Origin of the sequence: Paraburkholderia sediminicola, from assembly GCF_046026855.1 — a bacterium.
Lineage (GTDB): Bacteria > Pseudomonadota > Gammaproteobacteria > Burkholderiales > Burkholderiaceae > Paraburkholderia > Paraburkholderia sediminicola_A.
Window position 1 is genome coordinate 104309 of sequence record NZ_JAQQET010000020.1, and the last position, 18026, is coordinate 122334.

17 protein-coding genes are annotated in these 18026 nt (G+C 62.1%); 5 read left to right on the forward strand and 12 right to left on the reverse strand.

The window, feature by feature from the left end:
* Positions 1 to 151: 151 nt before the first annotated feature.
* Complete coding sequence (locus tag PQR40_RS22375) at positions 152 to 859, reverse strand: transposase (RefSeq protein WP_054036587.1); 708 nt, start codon at positions 857 to 859, stop codon at positions 152 to 154.
* A 187-nt stretch (positions 860 to 1046) separates the two neighbouring features.
* Here PQR40_RS22375 and PQR40_RS22380 point away from each other — a divergent pair, with 187 nt between their 5' ends.
* Positions 1047 to 1772, forward strand: a complete 726-nt coding sequence (locus PQR40_RS22380) for an OmpW/AlkL family protein (protein WP_408338216.1) — start codon at positions 1047 to 1049, stop codon at positions 1770 to 1772.
* A gap of 341 nt (positions 1773 to 2113) precedes the next feature.
* Complete coding sequence (locus tag PQR40_RS22385; RefSeq protein WP_408236089.1) at positions 2114 to 2494, forward strand: ElaB/YgaM/YqjD family protein; 381 nt, start codon at positions 2114 to 2116, stop codon at positions 2492 to 2494.
* 233 nt (positions 2495 to 2727) lie between these two features.
* On the opposite strand, the gene PQR40_RS22390 is transcribed toward PQR40_RS22385, so the two are convergent.
* The 7 genes from PQR40_RS22390 to pilM all read right to left on the reverse strand — a co-directional run bounded on the left by PQR40_RS22390 (position 2728) and on the right by pilM (position 10161).
* Positions 2728 to 3879, reverse strand: a complete 1152-nt coding sequence (locus tag PQR40_RS22390) for a deoxyguanosinetriphosphate triphosphohydrolase (protein ID WP_408338282.1) — start codon at positions 3877 to 3879, stop codon at positions 2728 to 2730.
* Positions 3880 to 4002: 123 nt separating this feature from the next.
* Positions 4003 to 5088 (reverse strand): 3-dehydroquinate synthase, encoded by a 1086-nt coding sequence (gene aroB, locus PQR40_RS22395; RefSeq protein WP_408338214.1) that lies wholly within the window; start codon positions 5086 to 5088, stop codon positions 4003 to 4005.
* Positions 5088 to 5639, reverse strand: coding sequence for a shikimate kinase (locus tag PQR40_RS22400; protein ID WP_325043536.1), 552 nt, complete (start codon positions 5637 to 5639; stop codon positions 5088 to 5090). The genes aroB and PQR40_RS22400 overlap by 1 nt, the downstream gene beginning before the upstream one ends.
* 106 nt (positions 5640 to 5745) lie before the next feature.
* Positions 5746 to 7350, reverse strand: coding sequence for a type IV pilus secretin PilQ (gene pilQ, locus PQR40_RS22405; RefSeq protein WP_408509891.1), 1605 nt, complete (start codon positions 7348 to 7350; stop codon positions 5746 to 5748).
* 176 nt (positions 7351 to 7526) lie between these two features.
* The gene (locus tag PQR40_RS22410) at positions 7527 to 8450 is read right to left on the reverse strand and encodes a hypothetical protein (protein WP_408509892.1); all 924 of its coding nucleotides are present in this window, start codon (positions 8448 to 8450) and stop codon (positions 7527 to 7529) included.
* Positions 8447 to 9175 carry a PilN family protein gene (locus PQR40_RS22415; protein ID WP_408236101.1) on the reverse strand — a complete coding sequence of 243 codons (729 nt, stop codon included), beginning with the start codon at positions 9173 to 9175 and terminating at the stop codon, positions 8447 to 8449. Before PQR40_RS22415 ends, PQR40_RS22410 begins: the two co-directional genes overlap by 4 nt.
* Entirely contained in the window at positions 9172 to 10161 is a 990-nt protein-coding gene (gene pilM, locus PQR40_RS22420; RefSeq protein ID WP_408236104.1) for a type IV pilus biogenesis protein PilM, read from the reverse strand. The genes PQR40_RS22415 and pilM overlap by 4 nt, the downstream gene beginning before the upstream one ends.
* 253 nt (positions 10162 to 10414) lie before the next feature.
* On the opposite strand from pilM, the gene PQR40_RS22425 reads away from it, so the two are divergent.
* Positions 10415 to 12814, forward strand: coding sequence for a penicillin-binding protein 1A (locus PQR40_RS22425; RefSeq protein WP_408236107.1), 2400 nt, complete (start codon positions 10415 to 10417; stop codon positions 12812 to 12814).
* Between the two features lie 37 nt (positions 12815 to 12851).
* Here PQR40_RS22425 and cyaY read toward each other — a convergent pair whose 3' ends face one another.
* A complete protein-coding gene (gene cyaY, locus PQR40_RS22430; protein ID WP_054036574.1) occupies positions 12852 to 13169 on the reverse strand; it encodes an iron donor protein CyaY in 318 nt (105 codons plus the stop codon).
* 35 nt (positions 13170 to 13204) lie between these two features.
* Between cyaY and lptM the strand changes: the two genes are divergently transcribed.
* Both lptM and lysA read left to right on the forward strand, forming a co-directional pair.
* On the forward strand, positions 13205 to 13558 hold the full coding sequence (lptM, locus tag PQR40_RS22435) for an LPS translocon maturation chaperone LptM (RefSeq protein ID WP_408236110.1): 354 nt from the start codon (positions 13205 to 13207) through the stop codon (positions 13556 to 13558).
* 9 nt (positions 13559 to 13567) lie between these two features.
* The gene (gene lysA / locus PQR40_RS22440; protein WP_408236113.1) at positions 13568 to 14830 is read left to right on the forward strand and encodes a diaminopimelate decarboxylase; all 1263 of its coding nucleotides are present in this window, start codon (positions 13568 to 13570) and stop codon (positions 14828 to 14830) included.
* Between the two features lie 78 nt (positions 14831 to 14908).
* Here the strand turns inward: lysA and msrQ are convergent, their stop codons facing one another.
* From msrQ to ccsB, 3 genes are all read right to left on the reverse strand, one after another.
* Positions 14909 to 15604 carry a protein-methionine-sulfoxide reductase heme-binding subunit MsrQ gene (msrQ, locus tag PQR40_RS22445; RefSeq protein ID WP_408391052.1) on the reverse strand — a complete coding sequence of 232 codons (696 nt, stop codon included), beginning with the start codon at positions 15602 to 15604 and terminating at the stop codon, positions 14909 to 14911.
* An 11-nt stretch (positions 15605 to 15615) separates the two neighbouring features.
* On the reverse strand, positions 15616 to 16611 hold the full coding sequence (gene msrP, locus PQR40_RS22450) for a protein-methionine-sulfoxide reductase catalytic subunit MsrP (RefSeq protein WP_408236119.1): 996 nt from the start codon (positions 16609 to 16611) through the stop codon (positions 15616 to 15618).
* Positions 16612 to 16809: 198 nt separating this feature from the next.
* The gene (ccsB, locus tag PQR40_RS22455; protein ID WP_408338200.1) at positions 16810 to 18024 is read right to left on the reverse strand and encodes a c-type cytochrome biogenesis protein CcsB; all 1215 of its coding nucleotides are present in this window, start codon (positions 18022 to 18024) and stop codon (positions 16810 to 16812) included.
* Positions 18025 to 18026 lie beyond the last annotated feature (2 nt).

Below are 18026 nucleotides of genomic sequence, written 5' to 3' on the forward strand. Positions count from 1 at the left end.
AATGGAATAGCAAATAAAACGTGATGATCGATCCCTAATTATCAAGTTGGTGCATTGCGGGAGTTTTTTATTGGTGTCATATCATAAAGGTGCAAAAGAAAACGGCATACGAAGATGCCGTTCCGGGTGCGGCCCTTTGATGTGAAACGCTTTATTGCGTCTGCGGCGTTTCGCGTACCTTGCGCGGCCGCCCACGCGGCAACGGAGAAACGCGCCGGTTGGCGGCACGCGCCGCCCATTCGCGGTAGGTATCGCTGCCCAGAACCCAGCCTTTCAGGGTGGCCTGCTGAAGCTGACTGGCTTCGCGTTCGTCGAGCGGCTGCTCGCACAGTTCACGGTAAGCGCGCTGCCGTTCGAATGGCGTATTGCCGAGCGACCAGTACAACGGATGGTCGGTAATCAGGCTGTCGAGCGTCAGGCCGATGTGATGGCGATAACTCGACCAGCGGTAGTCCTCCGGCGCGCTCACCAGCCCGGCGCGCACCGGCGACATCTCGACAACGCGGCTCGCCAGCAGGAAATACCGCTCGCCTTCGATTACCGTGGCACGGTAGCGACCCTCCCACAGTGTGCCGCGGCGCGCATAACGCCGGTTGAAGTGCGCAACGTAGCGGCGCCCCACTGCCTGCATGGCCTTCGGCAGGCTCGACTCCTCAGTGGGCGTGACGAGCAGTTGGACCGAGCCCGGCATCAACGCATACGCGTGGATGGACAAGTGATGGTCGCGTGAAGCCGCTTTCAAACAGTCGATGAAAAGCTCGTAGTCCTGGTCGTCGACAAATGCGGGCTGCTGATCGAGTCCACGGAGGATGACGTGCTGCGGCTGGTCAGGGACATAGAGACGTGCAAGCCGTGCCATGCTGGAGTATCCAATAGTCGCGTTGGTACATACCCGAAGGTCCGAAGAACCGTGCGCGCCCGGGGTTCGGCGCAGCACGGCTAAGCCAGAAACCGCGCGGAGCCTAGGGAGAAAGCTCTAACCGCCGCGTATGGTTTGTTTCAAACGTTGTAGTCATAATGAGCGGGCCTTTTCTGGAGGAGCACATATGAAATTAAAACAGGCCGTAACGGGGATCGCGGCGCTAGCCTGCATGAGCACAGCAGCGCACGCGCAATCGGCCGGCAGCTTTTACGTCACGACAGGCTGGTTCCATCTTGCGCCTCAATCGAGCAGCGACCCGTTGAGAGTGACAAGCATAGGCGGCAGCCCGACCAACATCACCGAACCCAACACCGGCGCATCACTGAGTTCGGCCGATACTATCGGCCTGACCGCCGGCTACTTCATCACCGATCACATCGCCACCGAATTCGTGATCGGCTATCCGCCTTCGTTCGACCTGAACGGCACGGGTAGCCTCGAACAATTCGGCAAGCTCGGTCAGGCAAAACAGTGGAGCCCGACTCTGCTGTTCAAGTACTACTTCAACGCTCCGACCGCCACGTTCCGCCCGTATCTCGGCGTTGGTGTGAGCCGCATCTGGTTCTCCGACGAAAGGATCACCAACAGCGCATTCGAAGCAAACGTCCTGCATGGTCCGACCAGTGTCACTACGGATAGTTCGTGGGAGCCGGTGTTTAATGCGGGTTTCACCTATGCGTTCAACCAGCATTGGTTCGCGGGCGTCTCGATTTCGTACCTGCCGCTCAGCACAACCGCCAAGCTGAACACCGCTGCAAGCACGCCGGTCGGAACGCTGAATGTGCAATCGCAAACCAAGATCAAGCTGAACCCGATCGTTACCTACGTCAACATCGGTTACCGTTTCTAACGCTTCACGAAATTGGGGCCGTTAAGTTAGGGTAGTCGAATTTTCGTGGCTTGGACAACGCTGTCATATATCAAATGGCGGCGTTTTTTATTTTGGGCTCGCTTCGAGAGACGGTTCGCGACGTGCGGAAGTCAGTCACGCAGCGGGCAGGCGGGGGTGTTTGTAAATTTGACCCGCTATCGGGTCGGCCCGTGCAATATCTGCTGAGGAATGTGCATCGGCGCCACGGTGCATAGGGGCTGCCGGTTTGGCACCGAAGTTGCGTCCTCAAGGTGTTTCCCGCGTGGCAACGTGTCTGTGTGACAGCGTGGGATCTTTTCACCCTCATCGACGGAGCGACCATGACAGCACTTCCGAACACACGAGACGCCCTCGGCGAATCCTGGACGACCACCAGCCGCCGTGCGCGGCGTATCGCTCGCCATAGCCGCCATGCGGCCGAAGATATCGCTGGTGAACTGCGCCACCTGATGTCGGAGCTGGAGTCCACCCTGGCAGACGGGACCCAGGCAGACGCCGTGGCGCTGCGCGGCAAATTGCGCAAGCAGCTCGATACCGCGCGCGCCCGTTTGAACGACACCCGCGAAGCCATGCGGGAACGCGCAGAGGTGGCAATTTCCGATGCCGACGACTATGTGCACGAAAACCCTTGGCAAACGATAGCGATCGTCGGCGGCGTTGCGCTGATCGCGGGCGCGCTGTTCGCGTCGCGGCTGCGCTAGGCGGATTGTGCTGAGCCGGCTGCACTGAACGGCGAGACGGGGCGCCGCGCCGGCCGCTTTGATTGCGGAAATGGAATTGCGCCGGCATTGGATTTCAGTGCCGGCGTCTGCTAGCGCGCGGTCCTGCATCAACGTTCGCCCGCGGCTGTCGATGCTCACCCAGCCTTGCCCCCACGCGGGCGCCGGTTTGCGCCGCGCTTATCGAGCAACAACACCCGCTGGCGCCAATTGGGTCAGTTGTCGTCGATCACGAACAGCCGCTGATACTCCTTCACCGCATATCGATCCGTCATACCCGCGATGTAGTGGGCAATCAGGCGCGGTTGCAACGATGCGTCCGTGGACTGATAGCTGGGTGGCAATAGCCGCGAATCTTCCGTGAACGCGTCGAACAGGCCGGCCACCACGCGGCGCGCCTTGTTAGCCATACGCATGACGCGATAGTGGCGGTACAGGTTCTTGAATAGAAAACGCTTGAGCGCCGCTGCCTGCGCGGCGATCGCTTCGCTATGCGCGACCAGCGGTGGCGCGGCACGCACCGCGTTCACCGAGTCTGGCGCGTGCCGGGCAAGATTGAGCGCGGTCGTATCGATCAGGTCGACGATCAGCGTATTGATAATGCGGCGCACGGTCTCGTGAATCAGCCGGCGCCCTTCGATCTCCGGGAAATCGCCACGTGCCGCCGCGTAGTGCGTCTGCCATAGCTCCACTTCAGCAAGCTGCGCCACGGTGAGCAAGCCCGAGCGCAAACCGTCGTCGACATCGTGATTGTTGTACGCGATCTCATCGGCGACATTGGCGATCTGCGCCTCAAGGGAAGGCTGCCGCCCATCCAGAAAACGCTCGCCGAGCGCGCCGAGGCGCCGCGCATTCTCGCGCGAGCAGTGCTTAAGAATGCCTTCCCGCGTTTCGAAGCAGAGGTTCAGGCCATTGAACGCGCCGTAGTGCTCTTCCAGATCGTCGACCACCGCGAGGCTTTGCAGGTTGTGCTCGAAGCCGCCATGTTCGCGCATACATTCGTTCAGCGCATCCTGGCCCGCATGGCCGAAAGGCGTATGGCCGAGATCGTGCGCAAGCGAAATGGCTTCGACGAGATCTTCGTTGACCCGCAGATTGCGAGCGACGGACCGGGCAATCTGCGCGACTTCCAGGCTATGGGTGAGTCGCGTGCGAAACAGATCGCCCTCGTGATTCACGAATACCTGCGTTTTGTATTCAAGTCGGCGGAACGCCGTCGAGTGGACAATGCGATCACGATCGCGCTGGAATTCCGTGCGCGCGCTGGGCGTGGCTTCGGGATAGCGACGGCCGCGCGATTGGGAGGAATGTGCTGCATACGGCGCGAGATGCGCTTCGAGTGCGTCCTGCGACGGCACGCCGCTCACGGGCGTGCCTGCCGGGTCATGCTTTACATCGTCGCTGCGCCTGTCAGTCACCGGATTCTCCGAAACATGGGCGGCGCCTCATGACGCTGGTGCACAGAGCTTTGCTGCAGTGCCTTGCCGTTTCTAAACGGCAGCGGCCAGCGTGGCGTGCACCTCGGCGTCGGGCGCCTGGGTGATCAGCGTCTCACCGAAACGCTTCAGCAGAATGAATTTGATCGCGCCGGCTTCCGCCTTCTTGTCGACCCGCATCAGTTCGACATAACGCGAATCGCCAAGCGCGGGCGCCCGGGTGGGCAGATGCGCGGCAACGATCACGTCGACGAGGCGCTTGCGGGCCGCTTCGTCGAGGTAGCCCATGCGCACGGACAGGTCCGCCGCCATCACCATCCCGCAGCCAACCGCCTCGCCGTGCAACCACTCACCGTAGCCGAGTCCGGCTTCGATCGCATGGCCGAAGGTATGGCCAAAATTGAGGATCGCGCGCAGCCCGCCTTCGCGCTCGTCTTGCGCCACGACCGACGCTTTGATCTCGCACGAGCGCTTGACCGCCTCGGCCAACACGTCCGGCTCGCAGCGATTGAGCGCCTCGATATTTGCTTCGATCCAGCCGAAGAAACCGGCATCGGCAATCGCGCCGGTCTTGATTACTTCAGCGACGCCCGCGGCCAGTTCACGCGCCGGCAGCGAGCGCAACGCGCCGATGTCGGCGATCACGGCCTGCGGCTGGTAGAACGCGCCGATCATGTTCTTGCCGAGCGGATGGTTGATGCCCGTCTTGCCGCCCACCGACGAATCGACCTGCGACAGCAAGGTGGTCGGCACCTGGATGAACGGCACGCCGCGCATGTAGCAGGCCGCGGCAAACCCCGTCATGTCGCCAATCACGCCGCCGCCCAAGGCGATCAGCGTGGTCTTGCGATCGGCGCGCGAGCCCAGCAGCGCGTCGAAAATCAGATTCAGCGTTTCGAGATTCTTGTACGCTTCACCGTCCGGCAGAACAACCGTGGAGACCTGTTTGCCGAGCGGCGCGAGTGCCGCGCGCAGCTGGTCGCCGTAGAGCGGATCGACCGTGGTGTTCGTGACGATCATGACCGAGCTGCCTGCGATATGCGGCGCGAACAACGCGGTCTGGCCGATCAGATCGGCACCGATATGGATGGGGTAGGCGCGCTCGCCCAGTTCGACATTGACGGTAATCATATGGTCCATTATGAAGCAGGATGTTTGGCGACGCCGGCCATCTCGAGCTGCATCAGAACCATATTGACGAGTCCGTTGACCGAAGGCCGGCCAGTTTCGATCACAAAGTGCGCGCATTCCCGGTATAGCGGATCGCGTACTTCGTAGAGCGCCTCGAGGCGCGCTTTGGGGTCTTCAGTCTGCAAAAGCGGGCGGTTCTTGTCGCGCCGGGTGCGCAGCCACAGATCATGGGGATTGGCGCGTAAATAGATCACCACGCCCCGATTTTGCAGCGCTTCGCGGTTTTCCGGCCGCAACACCGCGCCGCCGCCCGTGGCCAGCACGATATTGTCGCGTCCGGTCAGGTCGGAAATCACGTGCGCCTCGCGATCGCGAAAGCCCGCTTCGCCTTCCAGCTCGAAGATCACCGGGATGCGCGCGCCCGTGCGCACCTCGATTTCGTGATCGGAATCGAAGAACGGGCGATCGAGACGGCGCGCAATGGCCCGGCCCACGGTGGTTTTGCCTGCCCCCATGAGCCCTACAAAAAATACATTGGCGTGTGCGTCCCGCGCTTGCAACGGTGTCCTCTGGCTAATCCGGTATGGTTCGTGCCGCAGCTTACTGGCAAAGCGGCTGCCTTGTCGAGCCTGCAGGCCGCCGCTGGGCAGCGGCGGCAGCGTGCCCCTAATTTGTCTGAACGACGCGCGGCGTGATGAAAACTGCCAGTTCACTGCGCTGGTCCCGATGGGCCCGATGGCGAAAAAGCGCGCCTAAAACCGGTATTTTGCCCAGGACCGGCACCCGCGTCACATCGTCCCGGTCGTCGGTCGCGTAAATTCCGCCGATCGACACCGTACCACCATCCTCGACTTCGACGCGCGTTTGCACGTGTTTAGTGTTGATTGCGGGCCCGGCGTCGGTCTGCTCGCCGACGCTGTCTTTGGCGACGTCGAGGTCCAGCACCACGCGGCCGTCCGGCATGATTTGCGGCTCGACCTCCAGTTTGAGCGTGGCGCGGCGAAACTGCACGCCTGACACGCCCTGCCCGACTTTCGCCTGATAGGGCAGCTCGGTGCCCTGCTCGACGACCGCTTTCATCCGGTCCGCCGTCACAACCCGGGGGCTTGAGACGATTTCACCGCGCCCTTCGGCCTCCAGCGCGCTCAGTTCGATGTTCAGGAGCCGCGTCGCCCCGGCTGCGAACAAGGTCAGGCCGGCAGTGGCGGCGTCGAAACCGGAAATCGGCCGCGCCGACAGATCGTACACCGCGCCGTCCTTGCCACCCGTCAAGCCACGGGCAGTGCCGTCAGCGTTGGCGGCCGCCATGGAAAGCCGCATGCCGAGATTGCGCGAAAACCCATGCTCGCCCTCGACGATACGCGCTTCGATCAATACCTGACGGGTCGGCCGGTCGACGGAGGCAAGCAACGCCGTAATTTGCGCGAGGCGTCCTTCGAGATCTGTGACAAACAGCAGGTTGGTGCGCGGGTCGGCAGTCGCAGCGCCGCGTTTGGATAGCACGCGCTGGTTTCCGGCGCCGGTCAGCAGGCGCCGCACATCCTCGGCGCGCGCGTAGTGCAGCTCGAACGTGCGGCTCGCGAGCGGCTCAAGATCGGCCGCCCGGGCGTGCGCTTCGAAACGCTGCCGCTCACGCGTAGCCAGATCCGCAATCGGCGCGACCCAGATCACGTTGCCGTGACGCTCCATCGCCAGCCCGTTGACGTCGAGCAGGGTATCGAATGCGGTACGCCACGGCACCTTGTCGAGTCGCAGTGACACGGCGCCGCGTACTCTCTCGCTTGCGACGATGTTCAGTCCAGTGAACTGGGCGAACGCGTTGAGCACTGCGCCGAGTTCGGCGCGCTGGAAATTAAGCGAGATCGGTTTGTCGGCGGCGGCGAGTTTGGCGTCTGCAGGCGTTTTCGGCGCGTCGCTCAGGCGCGCAAGCGGAGGCAGCGGCACCGGCGGCCCTTCGAGCGCAGAAGTTCCGGTGACGTCATCGCGCGCGGAGGCTGCCGATTGCCTCCGTAGCGGCACTGAACCGTCTGCGTCGCCAGCCAGGTCGTCGGAGCGTCCGATGCCGGCGGTTGCCGCCGCTCTCGACATGCCGGGCTCGTCGGCGGAATCGTCGTGGAATGGGTTGGGTAATTCGGCAGCGATGCCACGCGGCAGCGGCGGCACATCGTGTCGAGCATCAAGCGGCGCAATGGCGTCGTCGAGCGGCATATATGCGGGCAGCGGCGGCAGCGGTGCGGTCGAAGCACGCACGATACCGGCGCTTATCACCATGCCAGCGACGAGGCCGCGTATCAGGCTATGAAGCCTCCTGTGACGCGTACCGCGGACCGGACTGTGAAGCGGGCCTCCACGCACGCATCCAAACAGACCACGGCACACACCAAGACCAAAACACACACGAACGCCGACGCGCGACGCAGCAAGACCGAACGGCTTCATCAGCCTCATCAGGGCGCCTCCGTCAGTGCCAGCGTGCGAGTCGCGCCGCCGTTGGCCAGCGTGATGCTGAGTGCGTCGAGCCGCGTAACGCGCTCGATACCGAGTTGCTGCCCCGACACGACAGTGGTCGCGCCATCTGGCGTATCGAGCAAAGCCAGCCCGCGTGTGCGATCGTGCAGCAAACCGACCAGCCGCAGTTGCGAAGCGTCGGGCTGCTGCTCGCCGGACGCGAGTATCTGCGGAAGCGAGAATGGGTCGAAGAACACGATGTCTTCTTCGTCGTCCGAGTCGAGACTATCGTCGGCAAACGCATCCGCAGTAGCAGTTGAAGGCACCGGCCTCAGCGCGCTGAATACATGCAGCGTTGCCCTCACCGCTAACGAAGCGGCATCGCGGTTCACCATCACGTCGACGGGAACGATTAGCACCGGCAGATCCGACAGGCCGCGCAGGAATGCCATCAGGTGTACGAAATCGGTGTACGCAGTGAGCCGTATAGGACGCAGGCCTTCGGCGCCCGAACCGCTCGCGGCGCCCGGCTCTACGGAAAGCAAGGAGACGTTATTCTGAGCCGCGAGTTCGGACACGATGCGCACATCGTCCGCAGAGGTCCATGACGCTGACAACCGCGCGCCCGGCGTAGCGGCAACTTGCCGGCGCAGCGTGGGCAATTGCGCCAGCGCACGGCGCGCATCCGCGAGATGCTGCGTGGCCGCCTCCAATGCCGTACGGCTTGCCTCGACCCCACCGAGATCGGCCACAACCCAGCCGTGCGCGCCCAGTCCGAATACCACCGCAGCGATCAGCACGGCGACCACCCAACGGCGCCGACGACTCCAGGCCGCGAAGGGTAAGCGCGCACGCTTTATCCACTGGGAAAAAGAAGGCCGCGTGTTTGTCGCGCCGCCGAACTCGACAAAAGTCGTACTCATTTCGCACCTCCTGATTGTTCAGACTTCATGGGACGCTGCGCCGCAAAGCCAGGCGTATGGGCCGCTTTCTGCGGCGGCGGGTCCCAGCGCAGGTGTGCTCCAAATTCGATAGGGCCGGTAACGCCGGCCGCCGCAACGGCATTGCTGCGCGGTGTCGAGCGACGCAGATCGCTCACCTCCGCGCCCGTCACGCCGTGGATCGCGCTCAGGCGTTTGAGCCACTCGGCCGACGCGATATGTCCGCGCGAGGTCGCGAGCAACTCTGTCTCATGCTCGCGCTGGCGCAATTGCTGCAACACCACGCCATCACCGGGTTCAAAACTCAACGCATCCAGCAGATCGCGCAAATGCGTAAGCGGTCCGGACAAGGTCATCGCACGCGCCGCGCCTTTGCGTTGTTCGTCTTGCGTCCGCAGTAATCTGGCGTGCTCCGCGAGCGGCATGGCCAGTTGCGTGAGCGATTGTTCGATCGATGCACGCCGCGAATCGATCTGTGCCTTTTCGAATGCCTGCCACCCAACTATCGCGAGCACAGCCGCAAAACCGGTGAGCGCGGCGGCAACCCATTCAAACAAGCGCCGCCCGCGCGCGAGCCGCGCATTGCGTTGCCTGTACGGCAGCAGATTGAAGCCGCCGAGCCACGGCAGTGCGAGGCCCGTGCCACGCGTAGACGCTCGCGTGTTCGGGGCCGCCGCATCCAGACAGGAACGCAGGCCGCGCATCATTCGAGCACCCCGCGCAGCGCAAGTCCGAATGCGACTGCGGCGGCAGGCTCGTGCAGCAACGGATCGTGCAATTGACGCGCGAGCCCGCCAAGCGCCGCACATTCGAACGGCAGCACAGTGCAGCCCAATACGTCAGCTATATCCGCAATCGAGAAACCCACGCCGTCGAGCAAATCGACCTCGCCGCTCAACAACGCGCAATCGAGTACGGGGCCGTGGACGAGATCGCGCAACGCGTCGGCGAGATCGGTGTGCTCGGGCGCCGGGTAGCGCATTTCACCGGCTAGGCAATCGTCGACGAGGCGCCAGCCGTACACGCCGTCCGCGCCGATCCACAGCGCGACATAGGGCTCGTGCGGATCGAGTTCGTGGCTCGCCGCGTAACGCATTGCGCGCAAAGCCGCATGCGGCTCGCCATCAACCACGGTGAGCGAGATACCGGCGGTCGCTGCGCATTCGATACGCGCTTCGAGATGCTGGCGTGCTGTTGCGGCGATCGTCACCGAACGAATCGGCGAACGCGTTTCGTCGACGAACCAGTCGACAGCCAATGCATGTCGCTCGAGACCTGCTATGCGCTCGACTTCGCTCATCACCGCTGGCTCGAGTTCGGCGAGTTCATGACCACCGTCGTCCCCGCAACCGCTCAGCGCGGCGAGTTGTGTAAATGGCACGGTGGTTGTCAACGTGGCCGAGGCGGGCAGCGCCATCGCGCATCGCAACGCCTGCGTCGCACACGCGTGCGGCAGATCGGCGAATGCGTCGCGCAACGCGCGCGCCACCGCATGCCGGTCGGCGATCTCCGTGCCTGCCATCGCACCGGCGCCAAGCGGCACAGTGCACGCGTATTCGATATGTAGCGCACGTGTGCGCGAATGCTGACTCACCACGACCAGACGCACTGCCTGCGAACTCACATCGATTCCCGCAGCAAAACGCTGCGCCCCGAGTTGCACACCTTGAAGCCACGAATTTTTGAACGTCATCACGCCCTCCCTCAGACTCACGCGGCGAACCATTCGAACGCGAGTAACGAGGAAGAATTGTGCGTAGCCACGCCGTCGCGCGACACTCAGCCGAATGGCTAACGTTGCGCGACGTGCGCCCCGCACGCCATCAAAGCGTCTACAGTGAAGTCATTCCTGCGCGGCGCGCCGACTTGTCAAGAACTGCCAGTAAGCATGCCGAAAGCTGAAAAGCGAGGCGGCTATAATCACGGGACTGTTTTTTGGTGCCCATATGCAATCCACGTCTCCTACGTCCCCGCCGCCTGCGCCGCAGAAGCGCAAGCGCCCCTTGTGGCTCAAGCTCATCATCGGCTTTGTGGGTCTTATCGTCGCGGGCATCCTGTGCGTGCTGCTGGTGCTCGGTTATGCGCTGGTGGTAGCAACGCCGAACCTGCCGTCGCTCGATGCGCTGACCGACTACCGGCCGAAGGTGCCATTGCGCATTTATACGGCCGACCACGTGTTGATCGGCGAATTCGGTGAAGAGCGGCGTGACATCGTCCATATCCAGGACGTGCCTGACAGCCTGAAGAAAGCCGTGCTGGCGATCGAAGACGCGCGCTTCTACGATCACGGCGGTGTCGACCTGACAGGCATTGCGCGCGCCGGCTTCGTCGCACTGACCAATGGTCACGCCACGCAAGGCGCCAGCACGATCACCATGCAGGTGGCGCGCAATTTCTTCCTTTCGAGTGAGAAGACCTACACGCGTAAGATTTACGAGATGCTGCTCGCGTACAAGATCGAGTCGAAGCTGACGAAAGATCAGATTCTCGAGGTGTACATGAATCAGATCTATCTCGGTCAGCGCGCATATGGCTTCGCAAGCGCGGCGCGGGTGTACTTCGGGAAAGATCTGAAGGATTTGACTCTGGCGGAATCGGCCATGCTGGCGGGCCTGCCAAAGGCACCGTCCGCGTATAACCCGGTGGTCAATCCAAAACGCGCGAAGATCCGTCAGGAATACATCCTGCAGCGCATGTACGAATTGCACTACATCACTCAGGAACAATACGAGGAAGCAAGCAAGCAGCCACTGGTCGTCAAGGGCGCGGGCAAGGAGTTCAGCGTGCACGCGGAATACGTCGCGGAAATGGTGCGGCAGATGATGTACGCGCAGTATCGCGAAGAGGCGTACACGCGCGGCCTGAATGTCGTGACCACTATCGACTCGGCCGATCAGGATGTCGCTTACCGGGCTCTGCGCAAGGGTCTGATGGACTACGAACGGCGCCACGGCTATCGCGGCCCGGAAGCGTTCATCGATTTGCCTTCCGATGCGGACGACCGCGAACAGGACATCGACGACGCGCTGCTCGAGCACCCCGACAACGGCGAACTCATCGCCGCGGTGGTGACGGCGGCGAGCCCGAAGCAGGTGCAAGCCACCTTCATCGACGGCAACGTCGCGACCATTCAGGGCGACGGCCTGCGCTTCGCGCAGTTCGCGCTCGGCACACGTGCGCAGCCGAATCAACGCGTGCGGCCCGGTGCGATCATTCGCCTCGTGAAGGATGACGACGGCAACTGGTCGATTACCCAGTTGCCGCAAGTGGAAGGCGCATTCGTTTCGGTCGTGCCGCAAGATGGCGCGATTCGCGCGCTGGTCGGTGGCTTCGACTTCAACAAGAACAAGTTCAACCACGTGACCCAGGCATGGCGACAGCCGGGTTCGAGCTTCAAACCGTTCATCTATTCGGCGTCGCTCGAAAAGGGACTCGGACCGGCCACGGTGATCAACGACGCGCCGCTCTTTTTCAGCGCGGCGGAGACGGGTGGTCAAGCGTGGGAACCGAAGAACTACGGCGGTGGTTTCGACGGTCCAATGACCATGCGTACCGCACTGCAGAAGTCGAAGAACCTCGTGTCGATTCGCATCCTGAACCAGATCGGCACCAAGTACGCGCAGCAATACATCACGCGTTTCGGCTTCGATGCGGATCGTCATCCGGCTTATCTGCCGATGGCGCTCGGCGCGGGTCTCGTCACGCCCTTGCAGATGGCGGGTGCATTCTCGGTATTTGCCAACGGCGGTTATCGCATCAATCCGTATCTGATCGCCGAAGTTACCGATCAGCGCGGAATCGTCGTGGCGCACGCGCAACCGCTGGTGGCCGCGCAGAGTGCGCCGCACGCGATCGAGCCGCGCAATGCGTATGTGATGAACAGCCTGCTGCAAAGCGTCGCGCAACGTGGCACGGGTGCGAAGACCAACGTGCTGAAGCGTACCGATCTCGGTGGCAAGACCGGCACAACCAACGATTCGCGGGATGCATGGTTCGCCGGCTATCAGCACACGCTCACCGCCATCGCATGGATCGGCTACGACAACCCGCGCAGTCTCGGCGACAAGGAAACCGGTGGCGGCCTCGCGTTGCCGGTGTGGGTCGAATACATGGCGCGCGCGCTCAAAGGCGTACCGGACTACAAGATGCCGATGCCGGACGGCGTGACCGAACTCGGCTCAGAATTGTATTTCGACGACTTCACGCCAGGACACGGTTTCGTCGCGACAGTCGGTATCAGTCAGGCGGCGCTGGATGCCGACGCGAGCGGCGCGTCCGCGGCAGCGCCGCAGCAAGTCGGCGAACAGGAGAAACAGGACATCATGAATCTGTTCCGCGGGCACTAGGCGAGGCGTCTCGAAAGAGACGCCAAAGTCCGTTAATTTACGCCTCGAAGTGAACCGGCTCACCAGCTTGCTGCGTCGCGTACTCCGACAGCGCGGCGAAAAATTCCGTGCCGCTGCGCGTATCGCGCCACTCGCCATCGATGAAACGGAAGTGAAAGCCACCCGCTTTCGCGGCGATCCAGATCTCGCTCATCGGTGGTTGCAGGTTGACGATGATCTTAGTGCGGTTCTCGAATTCGAGGGTCAGGACATTGCCGCTGCGCTCGAGTTCGATGTCGGCTTCCGTGTCGTCGAGCGCGCGTTCGATGGCGGCTAGCGCGGCTTCCGCGCGGGTCAGGTAATCACTATCGGACATGCTAAACTCCATCGATTATTTATTCAGGGACAGTCATGCGAGTCGTATCTCGGATGCGCGCTGCGGCGCCCGGCCGCGCGATTGTAGCGGGTTTAGCCATTCTCGCAGGTTGTGCACTTGCCGGCTGCGGGCAACGTGGTTCGCTCTATTTGCCCACCGTTCCGCCGCTACCGGCCAAGCCGGTCACTCGCACGCAACCGCCACCGTCAGCTTCATCGGCTGAAGTGAAACCGGGCGCGGAAACCGCCGGCCCTATGGGTGAGGTACCGGATACGTCGGGCGCGCCACTCTCGTTGTCGCCGGAAAGCGAACTCGCCGCGCCGCCCCCGTCTGCCGCATCCGCTGCTACACCTGCGCAACCCGCCTCCGCCGCCACTCCCGTTCAATAAGACTTTCGCATGACTCGATCCGCATTTGACTACGTCGACGGCGTGTTGCACGCCGAAGGCGTGTCCGCCGTCTCACTCGCCGAGCAGTTCGGCACGCCGCTGTACGTCTATTCGCGCGCCGCGCTCACCGAAGCGTGGAATGCCTACGCAGGCGCCTGCGCCGGCCGCCGCGCGACCGTGCACGTCGCTGTCAAGGCCAATAGCAATCTCGCGGTGCTGAACGTATTCGCGCGCCTCGGCGCCGGCTTCGACATCGTGTCGGGAGGCGAACTGGCGCGCGTGCTGGCCGCGGGCGGCAAAGCGGAAAACACCGTGTTTTCCGGCGTCGGCAAGCATGCGGACGAAATGCGTCAGGCACTCGCAGCGGGCGTCAAATGCTTCAACGTCGAATCGATTCCTGAGCTCGACCGCCTGAATGCGGTTGCGGCGGAAATGGGCAAAAAAGCACCTGTCTCACTGCGCGTGAATCCGGATGTCGACGCGAAAACGCATCCGTATATTTCCACCGGCCTGAAGTCGAACAAGTTCGGCGTCGCGTTCGAAGATGCACGCGCTACGTATCGAGCCGCCACGGCAATGACGCATCTCGACGTGGTCGGCATTGACTGTCATATCGGCTCGCAGATTACTGAAGTCTCGCCGTATCTCGACGCGGTCGACAAGGTTCTCGAACTGGTCGAACAGATCGAGCAGGACGGCGTGAAGATTCGCCATATCGACGTAGGCGGCGGTCTCGGCATTACGTACGACGACGAAACCCCGCCGGAAATCGGCGACTTCGTGCGCACTGTGCTGGATCGCATCGAAGCGCGCGGTCACGGGCATCGCGAGGTGTACTTCGAACCGGGCCGTTCGCTGGTCGGCAATGCCGGTGTGCTGCTCACGCGCGTCGAGTTTCTGAAGCCAGGCGCGGAAAAGAACTTCGCCATCGTGGATGCCGCGATGACCGATCTCGCACGTCCCGCGATGTACGAGGCGTATCACGCAATCGAGGCGGTCGTTAAGCGCGACGTGCCCGCCCACGTGTACGACGTGGTCGGGCCGGTTTGCGAAAGTGGCGACTGGCTAGGTCGTGAGCGTCTGCTGGCGGTCGAACCGGGTGATCTGCTGGCGATTCGCTCGGCTGGCGCGTATGGCTTCGTGATGAGCTCAAACTACAACACCCGTCCGCGCGCGGCCGAGGTGATGGTTGATGGTACACAGGTACATGTAGTTCGCGCTCGCGAAGAGATCAAACAGCTGTTTGCGGGCGAAACGATCTTGCCGGCGTAAACGTCCGGAGCCTAAGCAGCATAAAAAAGGCGATGCCACCGGCATCGCCTTTTTCTATTTGTGCGCCGTACCTGGCGGTCAGCGTGTTTTTAACCTCCGCTCGCGCAGCCATACGAGCAAACGCCACCCTAACAACGCGACCATGATCGCGCCGTAGATCTTCGGCAAGACCAGATCGTGCTTGCCCGCCTTCATCCACCAGAAGTGCAGGATCGCGAGCGCGCCGATCGCATAGATCGCACGATGCAGCGTCTGCCAGCGGCGTCCAAGTTTGCGCACCATCGCGCGCGGCGACGTAACGGCTAACGCGATCAGCAACACAAATGCAGCGAAGCCCACAGTGATGAACGGCCGCTTGCCGATGTCCTTGAGAATCGCGGCGACATCGAACCACTTGTCGAACCACAGGTAAGTGGTGAAATGCAGCGTCGCGTAGAAAAATGCGTAGAGGCCGAGCATCCGGCGAAAACGGGCCAATGCGGTGATGCCTGTCAGTCGACGCAACGGCGTCACAGCCAACGTGATGCAAAGAAAGACAAGCGTCCACAGACCCGTCGAGCGCGTAATAAACTCGATCGGATTCGCGCCGAGCCGATCGGTCACGCCAAACAGCACGATGCGCACGAGCGGATACCACGCCGCGATAAAAACCGCGATCTTGGCCGGCACGATCCAGCGCGCGCCGCCGGTGGGGCGTTTCGCCATGGTCGACGGCTGCGCTGTTCGCGGCGCTTTGCGTTCCGTTTGAGTTACAGGTTGCGTATCGGAAGCCATGATCGCGCCGCTCAAAAATTCTTCTTCAGGTCCATGCCCTGATACAGCGATGCGACCTGATCACCGTAGCCATTGAACATCAACGTTTTACGCTTGGGCGTGAAGAAGCCGTCTTCACCAATGCGCCGCTCGGTGGCCTGGCTCCAGCGCGGGTGATCGACGTTCGGATTCACATTCGAATAGAAACCGTATTCGTTTGACGCGTAAGTATTCCAGCTGGTCGGCGGCTGCTTGTCGAGGAAGCGGATCTTCACCAGCGACTTCGCGCTCTTGAAGCCGTATTTCCACGGCACCACCACGCGGATCGGCGCGCCGTTCTGATTCGGCAACACCTGACCGTAGAGGCCCATCGTCAGCAGCGTCAGCGGATTCATCGCTTCGTCCATCCGCAAACCTTCGGTGTACGGCCAGTCGAGTACCGGTGTCGAGAGGCCGGGCATTTGCGACGGATCGGCGAGCGTGATGAATTGCACGTACTTCGCATTGCCGGTCGGTTGCACGCGTTTGATCAACTCCGAGAGCGGCACGCCGATCCACGGAATCACCATCGACCAGCCTTCGACACAACGCAACCGGTACACGCGTTCCTCGAGCGGCGCGAGCTTCAGCAATTCGTCGATGTCATACACCTTCGGATTCTTGATTTCACCCTCGACACTCACCTTCCACGGATGCGGCCGCAACGTACCGGCGTTGTGCGCAGGATCCGCTTTGTCAGTGCCGAATTCGTAGTAATTGTTGTACGTGGTGATGTCCTTGTACGGCGTGATCTTGTCGAGCGCGACGAACTTCGCGTTGGTCTTCGCCACAAGCTTCTGCGCCTTCGGATCCGGCGATGAATACGCTGCCAGAGCTTCGCCATTCACGCCGATCAGACCACCGAGCGCTAAAGCGCCCGCAGCCTGCAACACGCGCCGCCGGTTCTCGAAGACGCGCTGTGGCGTGATTTCGCTTCGTGCGATGTCATCGCCGATGAGTTGAATTCTGCCGCTTCGCTTGATCCACATCGTGCTGCTCCTTGCCGGCCCATCGGGTTGTCCATCTTACGGGGCCATATTGATGATCGGCTCGTTTAGCCACTTGCCCAGCCATCCCTAGGTACTGCTCTAACGAACACCCTGGATGCAGCGAATATTCCGCCAGACGTAAAAAAACCGCCGGTGCGAAGCACACGGCGGTTCTTAGTCGGCTCGGAACGGCAGATCTTACAGCTTGCCGTAGCTATGCAGCCCCGACAGGAACATATTGACGCCGAGGAATGCAAAGGTCGTTACCAGCAGGCCGGTCAGCGCCCACCAGGCGGCGACCGCGCCGCGCAGACCCTTCATCAAACGCATATGGAGCCATGCCGCGTAGTTCAGCCAGACGATCAGCGCCCACGTTTCCTTCGGGTCCCAGCTCCAGTAACCGCCCCATGCTTCAGCGGCCCACAGCGCGCCGAGGATCGTCGCGATCGTGAAGAACGCGAAACCGACGGCGATCGACTTGTACATCAGGTCGTCGAGCACATCGAGCGGCGGCAGGCGGTCTGCCAGCACACCGCGCTCCTTCGCCAGATACGCAACGCCGACCATGGCCGACAGCGCGAAGCTCCCGTAGCCAATGAAGTTAGCCGGCACGTGGATCTTCATCCACCAGCTTTGCAGTGCGGGAACCAGCGGCTGGATCTGCTGTGCGTCACGAGCAACCGAATACCACATCAGGAAACCGACCGCCGCGCCGATCACCAGCAGCACGAATGCGCCGAGCGCACGCGTGTTGTAGTGCTGCTCGTAGTACAGATAGAACAACGCGGTGATCAGGCTGAACAGCACGAACACTTCGTACAGGTTCGAGATTGGAATATGACCGACGTCTGCGCCGATCAGGTACGACTCGTACCAGCGCACCATCAAACCGACGAAGCCCATCACCACCGCGGCCCACGTCATTTTCGAACCGATCGCGGCGCCGGTCGGCGAACGCGACAGCAGGCCGATCCAGTAAAAGACGGTGGCGAACACGAAGAGCGCGCTCATCCACAGAATCGCAGACTGGCTCGACAGGAAATACTTGAGGAAGAACGCGGTATCCGCGCGCGTCAGATCGCCGTGATAGATCTGGATCGCCAGCAGCGACAGCGCGGCGATGGTCACCATCAGCGGACGCACCGGCTTCCAGCGCCAGCCCAGTACGATGAACACCGGCACGGCGCAGCACAGCACCAGTTTGTCGTAGTAATTCATGAACGGGTGATAGCGCGACAGCGCGAACCCCGCGCCCGCAACCAACACGATGGCGAACAGCCAGTCGACGACACCGAGCCGTTTCAGAAACGGCCGCTCGTCATACTGCGCGACGTTGAGTGTCTCGCTCGCAAACGCCCTGGGGGGCCGCGAGGCTGACGAAGAGGAGGATGAGGAAACCTGAGTCAAGTCCATGA

Bases quoted from the DNA above. Each gene is read 5' to 3' on its own strand.
- PQR40_RS22375 (WP_054036587.1), bottom strand. From the start codon at position 859: ATGGCACGGCTTGCACGTCTCTATGTCCCTGACCAGCCGCAGCACGTC.
- PQR40_RS22380 (WP_408338216.1), top strand. From the start codon at position 1,047: ATGAAATTAAAACAGGCCGTAACGGGGATCGCGGCGCTAGCCTGCATG.
- PQR40_RS22385 (WP_408236089.1), top strand. From the start codon at position 2,114: ATGACAGCACTTCCGAACACACGAGACGCCCTCGGCGAATCCTGGACG.
- aroB (WP_408338214.1), bottom strand. From the start codon at position 5,088: ATGGACCATATGATTACCGTCAATGTCGAACTGGGCGAGCGCGCCTAC.
- pilQ (WP_408509891.1), bottom strand. From the start codon at position 7,350: ATGGTGATAAGCGCCGGTATCGTGCGTGCTTCGACCGCACCGCTGCCG.
- PQR40_RS22410 (WP_408509892.1), bottom strand. From the start codon at position 8,450: ATGAGTACGACTTTTGTCGAGTTCGGCGGCGCGACAAACACGCGGCCT.
- PQR40_RS22415 (WP_408236101.1), bottom strand. From the start codon at position 9,175: ATGATGCGCGGCCTGCGTTCCTGTCTGGATGCGGCGGCCCCGAACACG.
- pilM (WP_408236104.1), bottom strand. From the start codon at position 10,161: ATGACGTTCAAAAATTCGTGGCTTCAAGGTGTGCAACTCGGGGCGCAG.
- PQR40_RS22425 (WP_408236107.1), top strand. From the start codon at position 10,415: ATGCAATCCACGTCTCCTACGTCCCCGCCGCCTGCGCCGCAGAAGCGC.
- cyaY (WP_054036574.1), bottom strand. From the start codon at position 13,169: ATGTCCGATAGTGATTACCTGACCCGCGCGGAAGCCGCGCTAGCCGCC.
- lptM (WP_408236110.1), top strand. From the start codon at position 13,205: ATGCGAGTCGTATCTCGGATGCGCGCTGCGGCGCCCGGCCGCGCGATT.
- lysA (WP_408236113.1), top strand. From the start codon at position 13,568: ATGACTCGATCCGCATTTGACTACGTCGACGGCGTGTTGCACGCCGAA.
- msrQ (WP_408391052.1), bottom strand. From the start codon at position 15,604: ATGGCTTCCGATACGCAACCTGTAACTCAAACGGAACGCAAAGCGCCG.
- msrP (WP_408236119.1), bottom strand. From the start codon at position 16,611: ATGTGGATCAAGCGAAGCGGCAGAATTCAACTCATCGGCGATGACATC.
- ccsB (WP_408338200.1), bottom strand. From the start codon at position 18,024: ATGGACTTGACTCAGGTTTCCTCATCCTCCTCTTCGTCAGCCTCGCGG.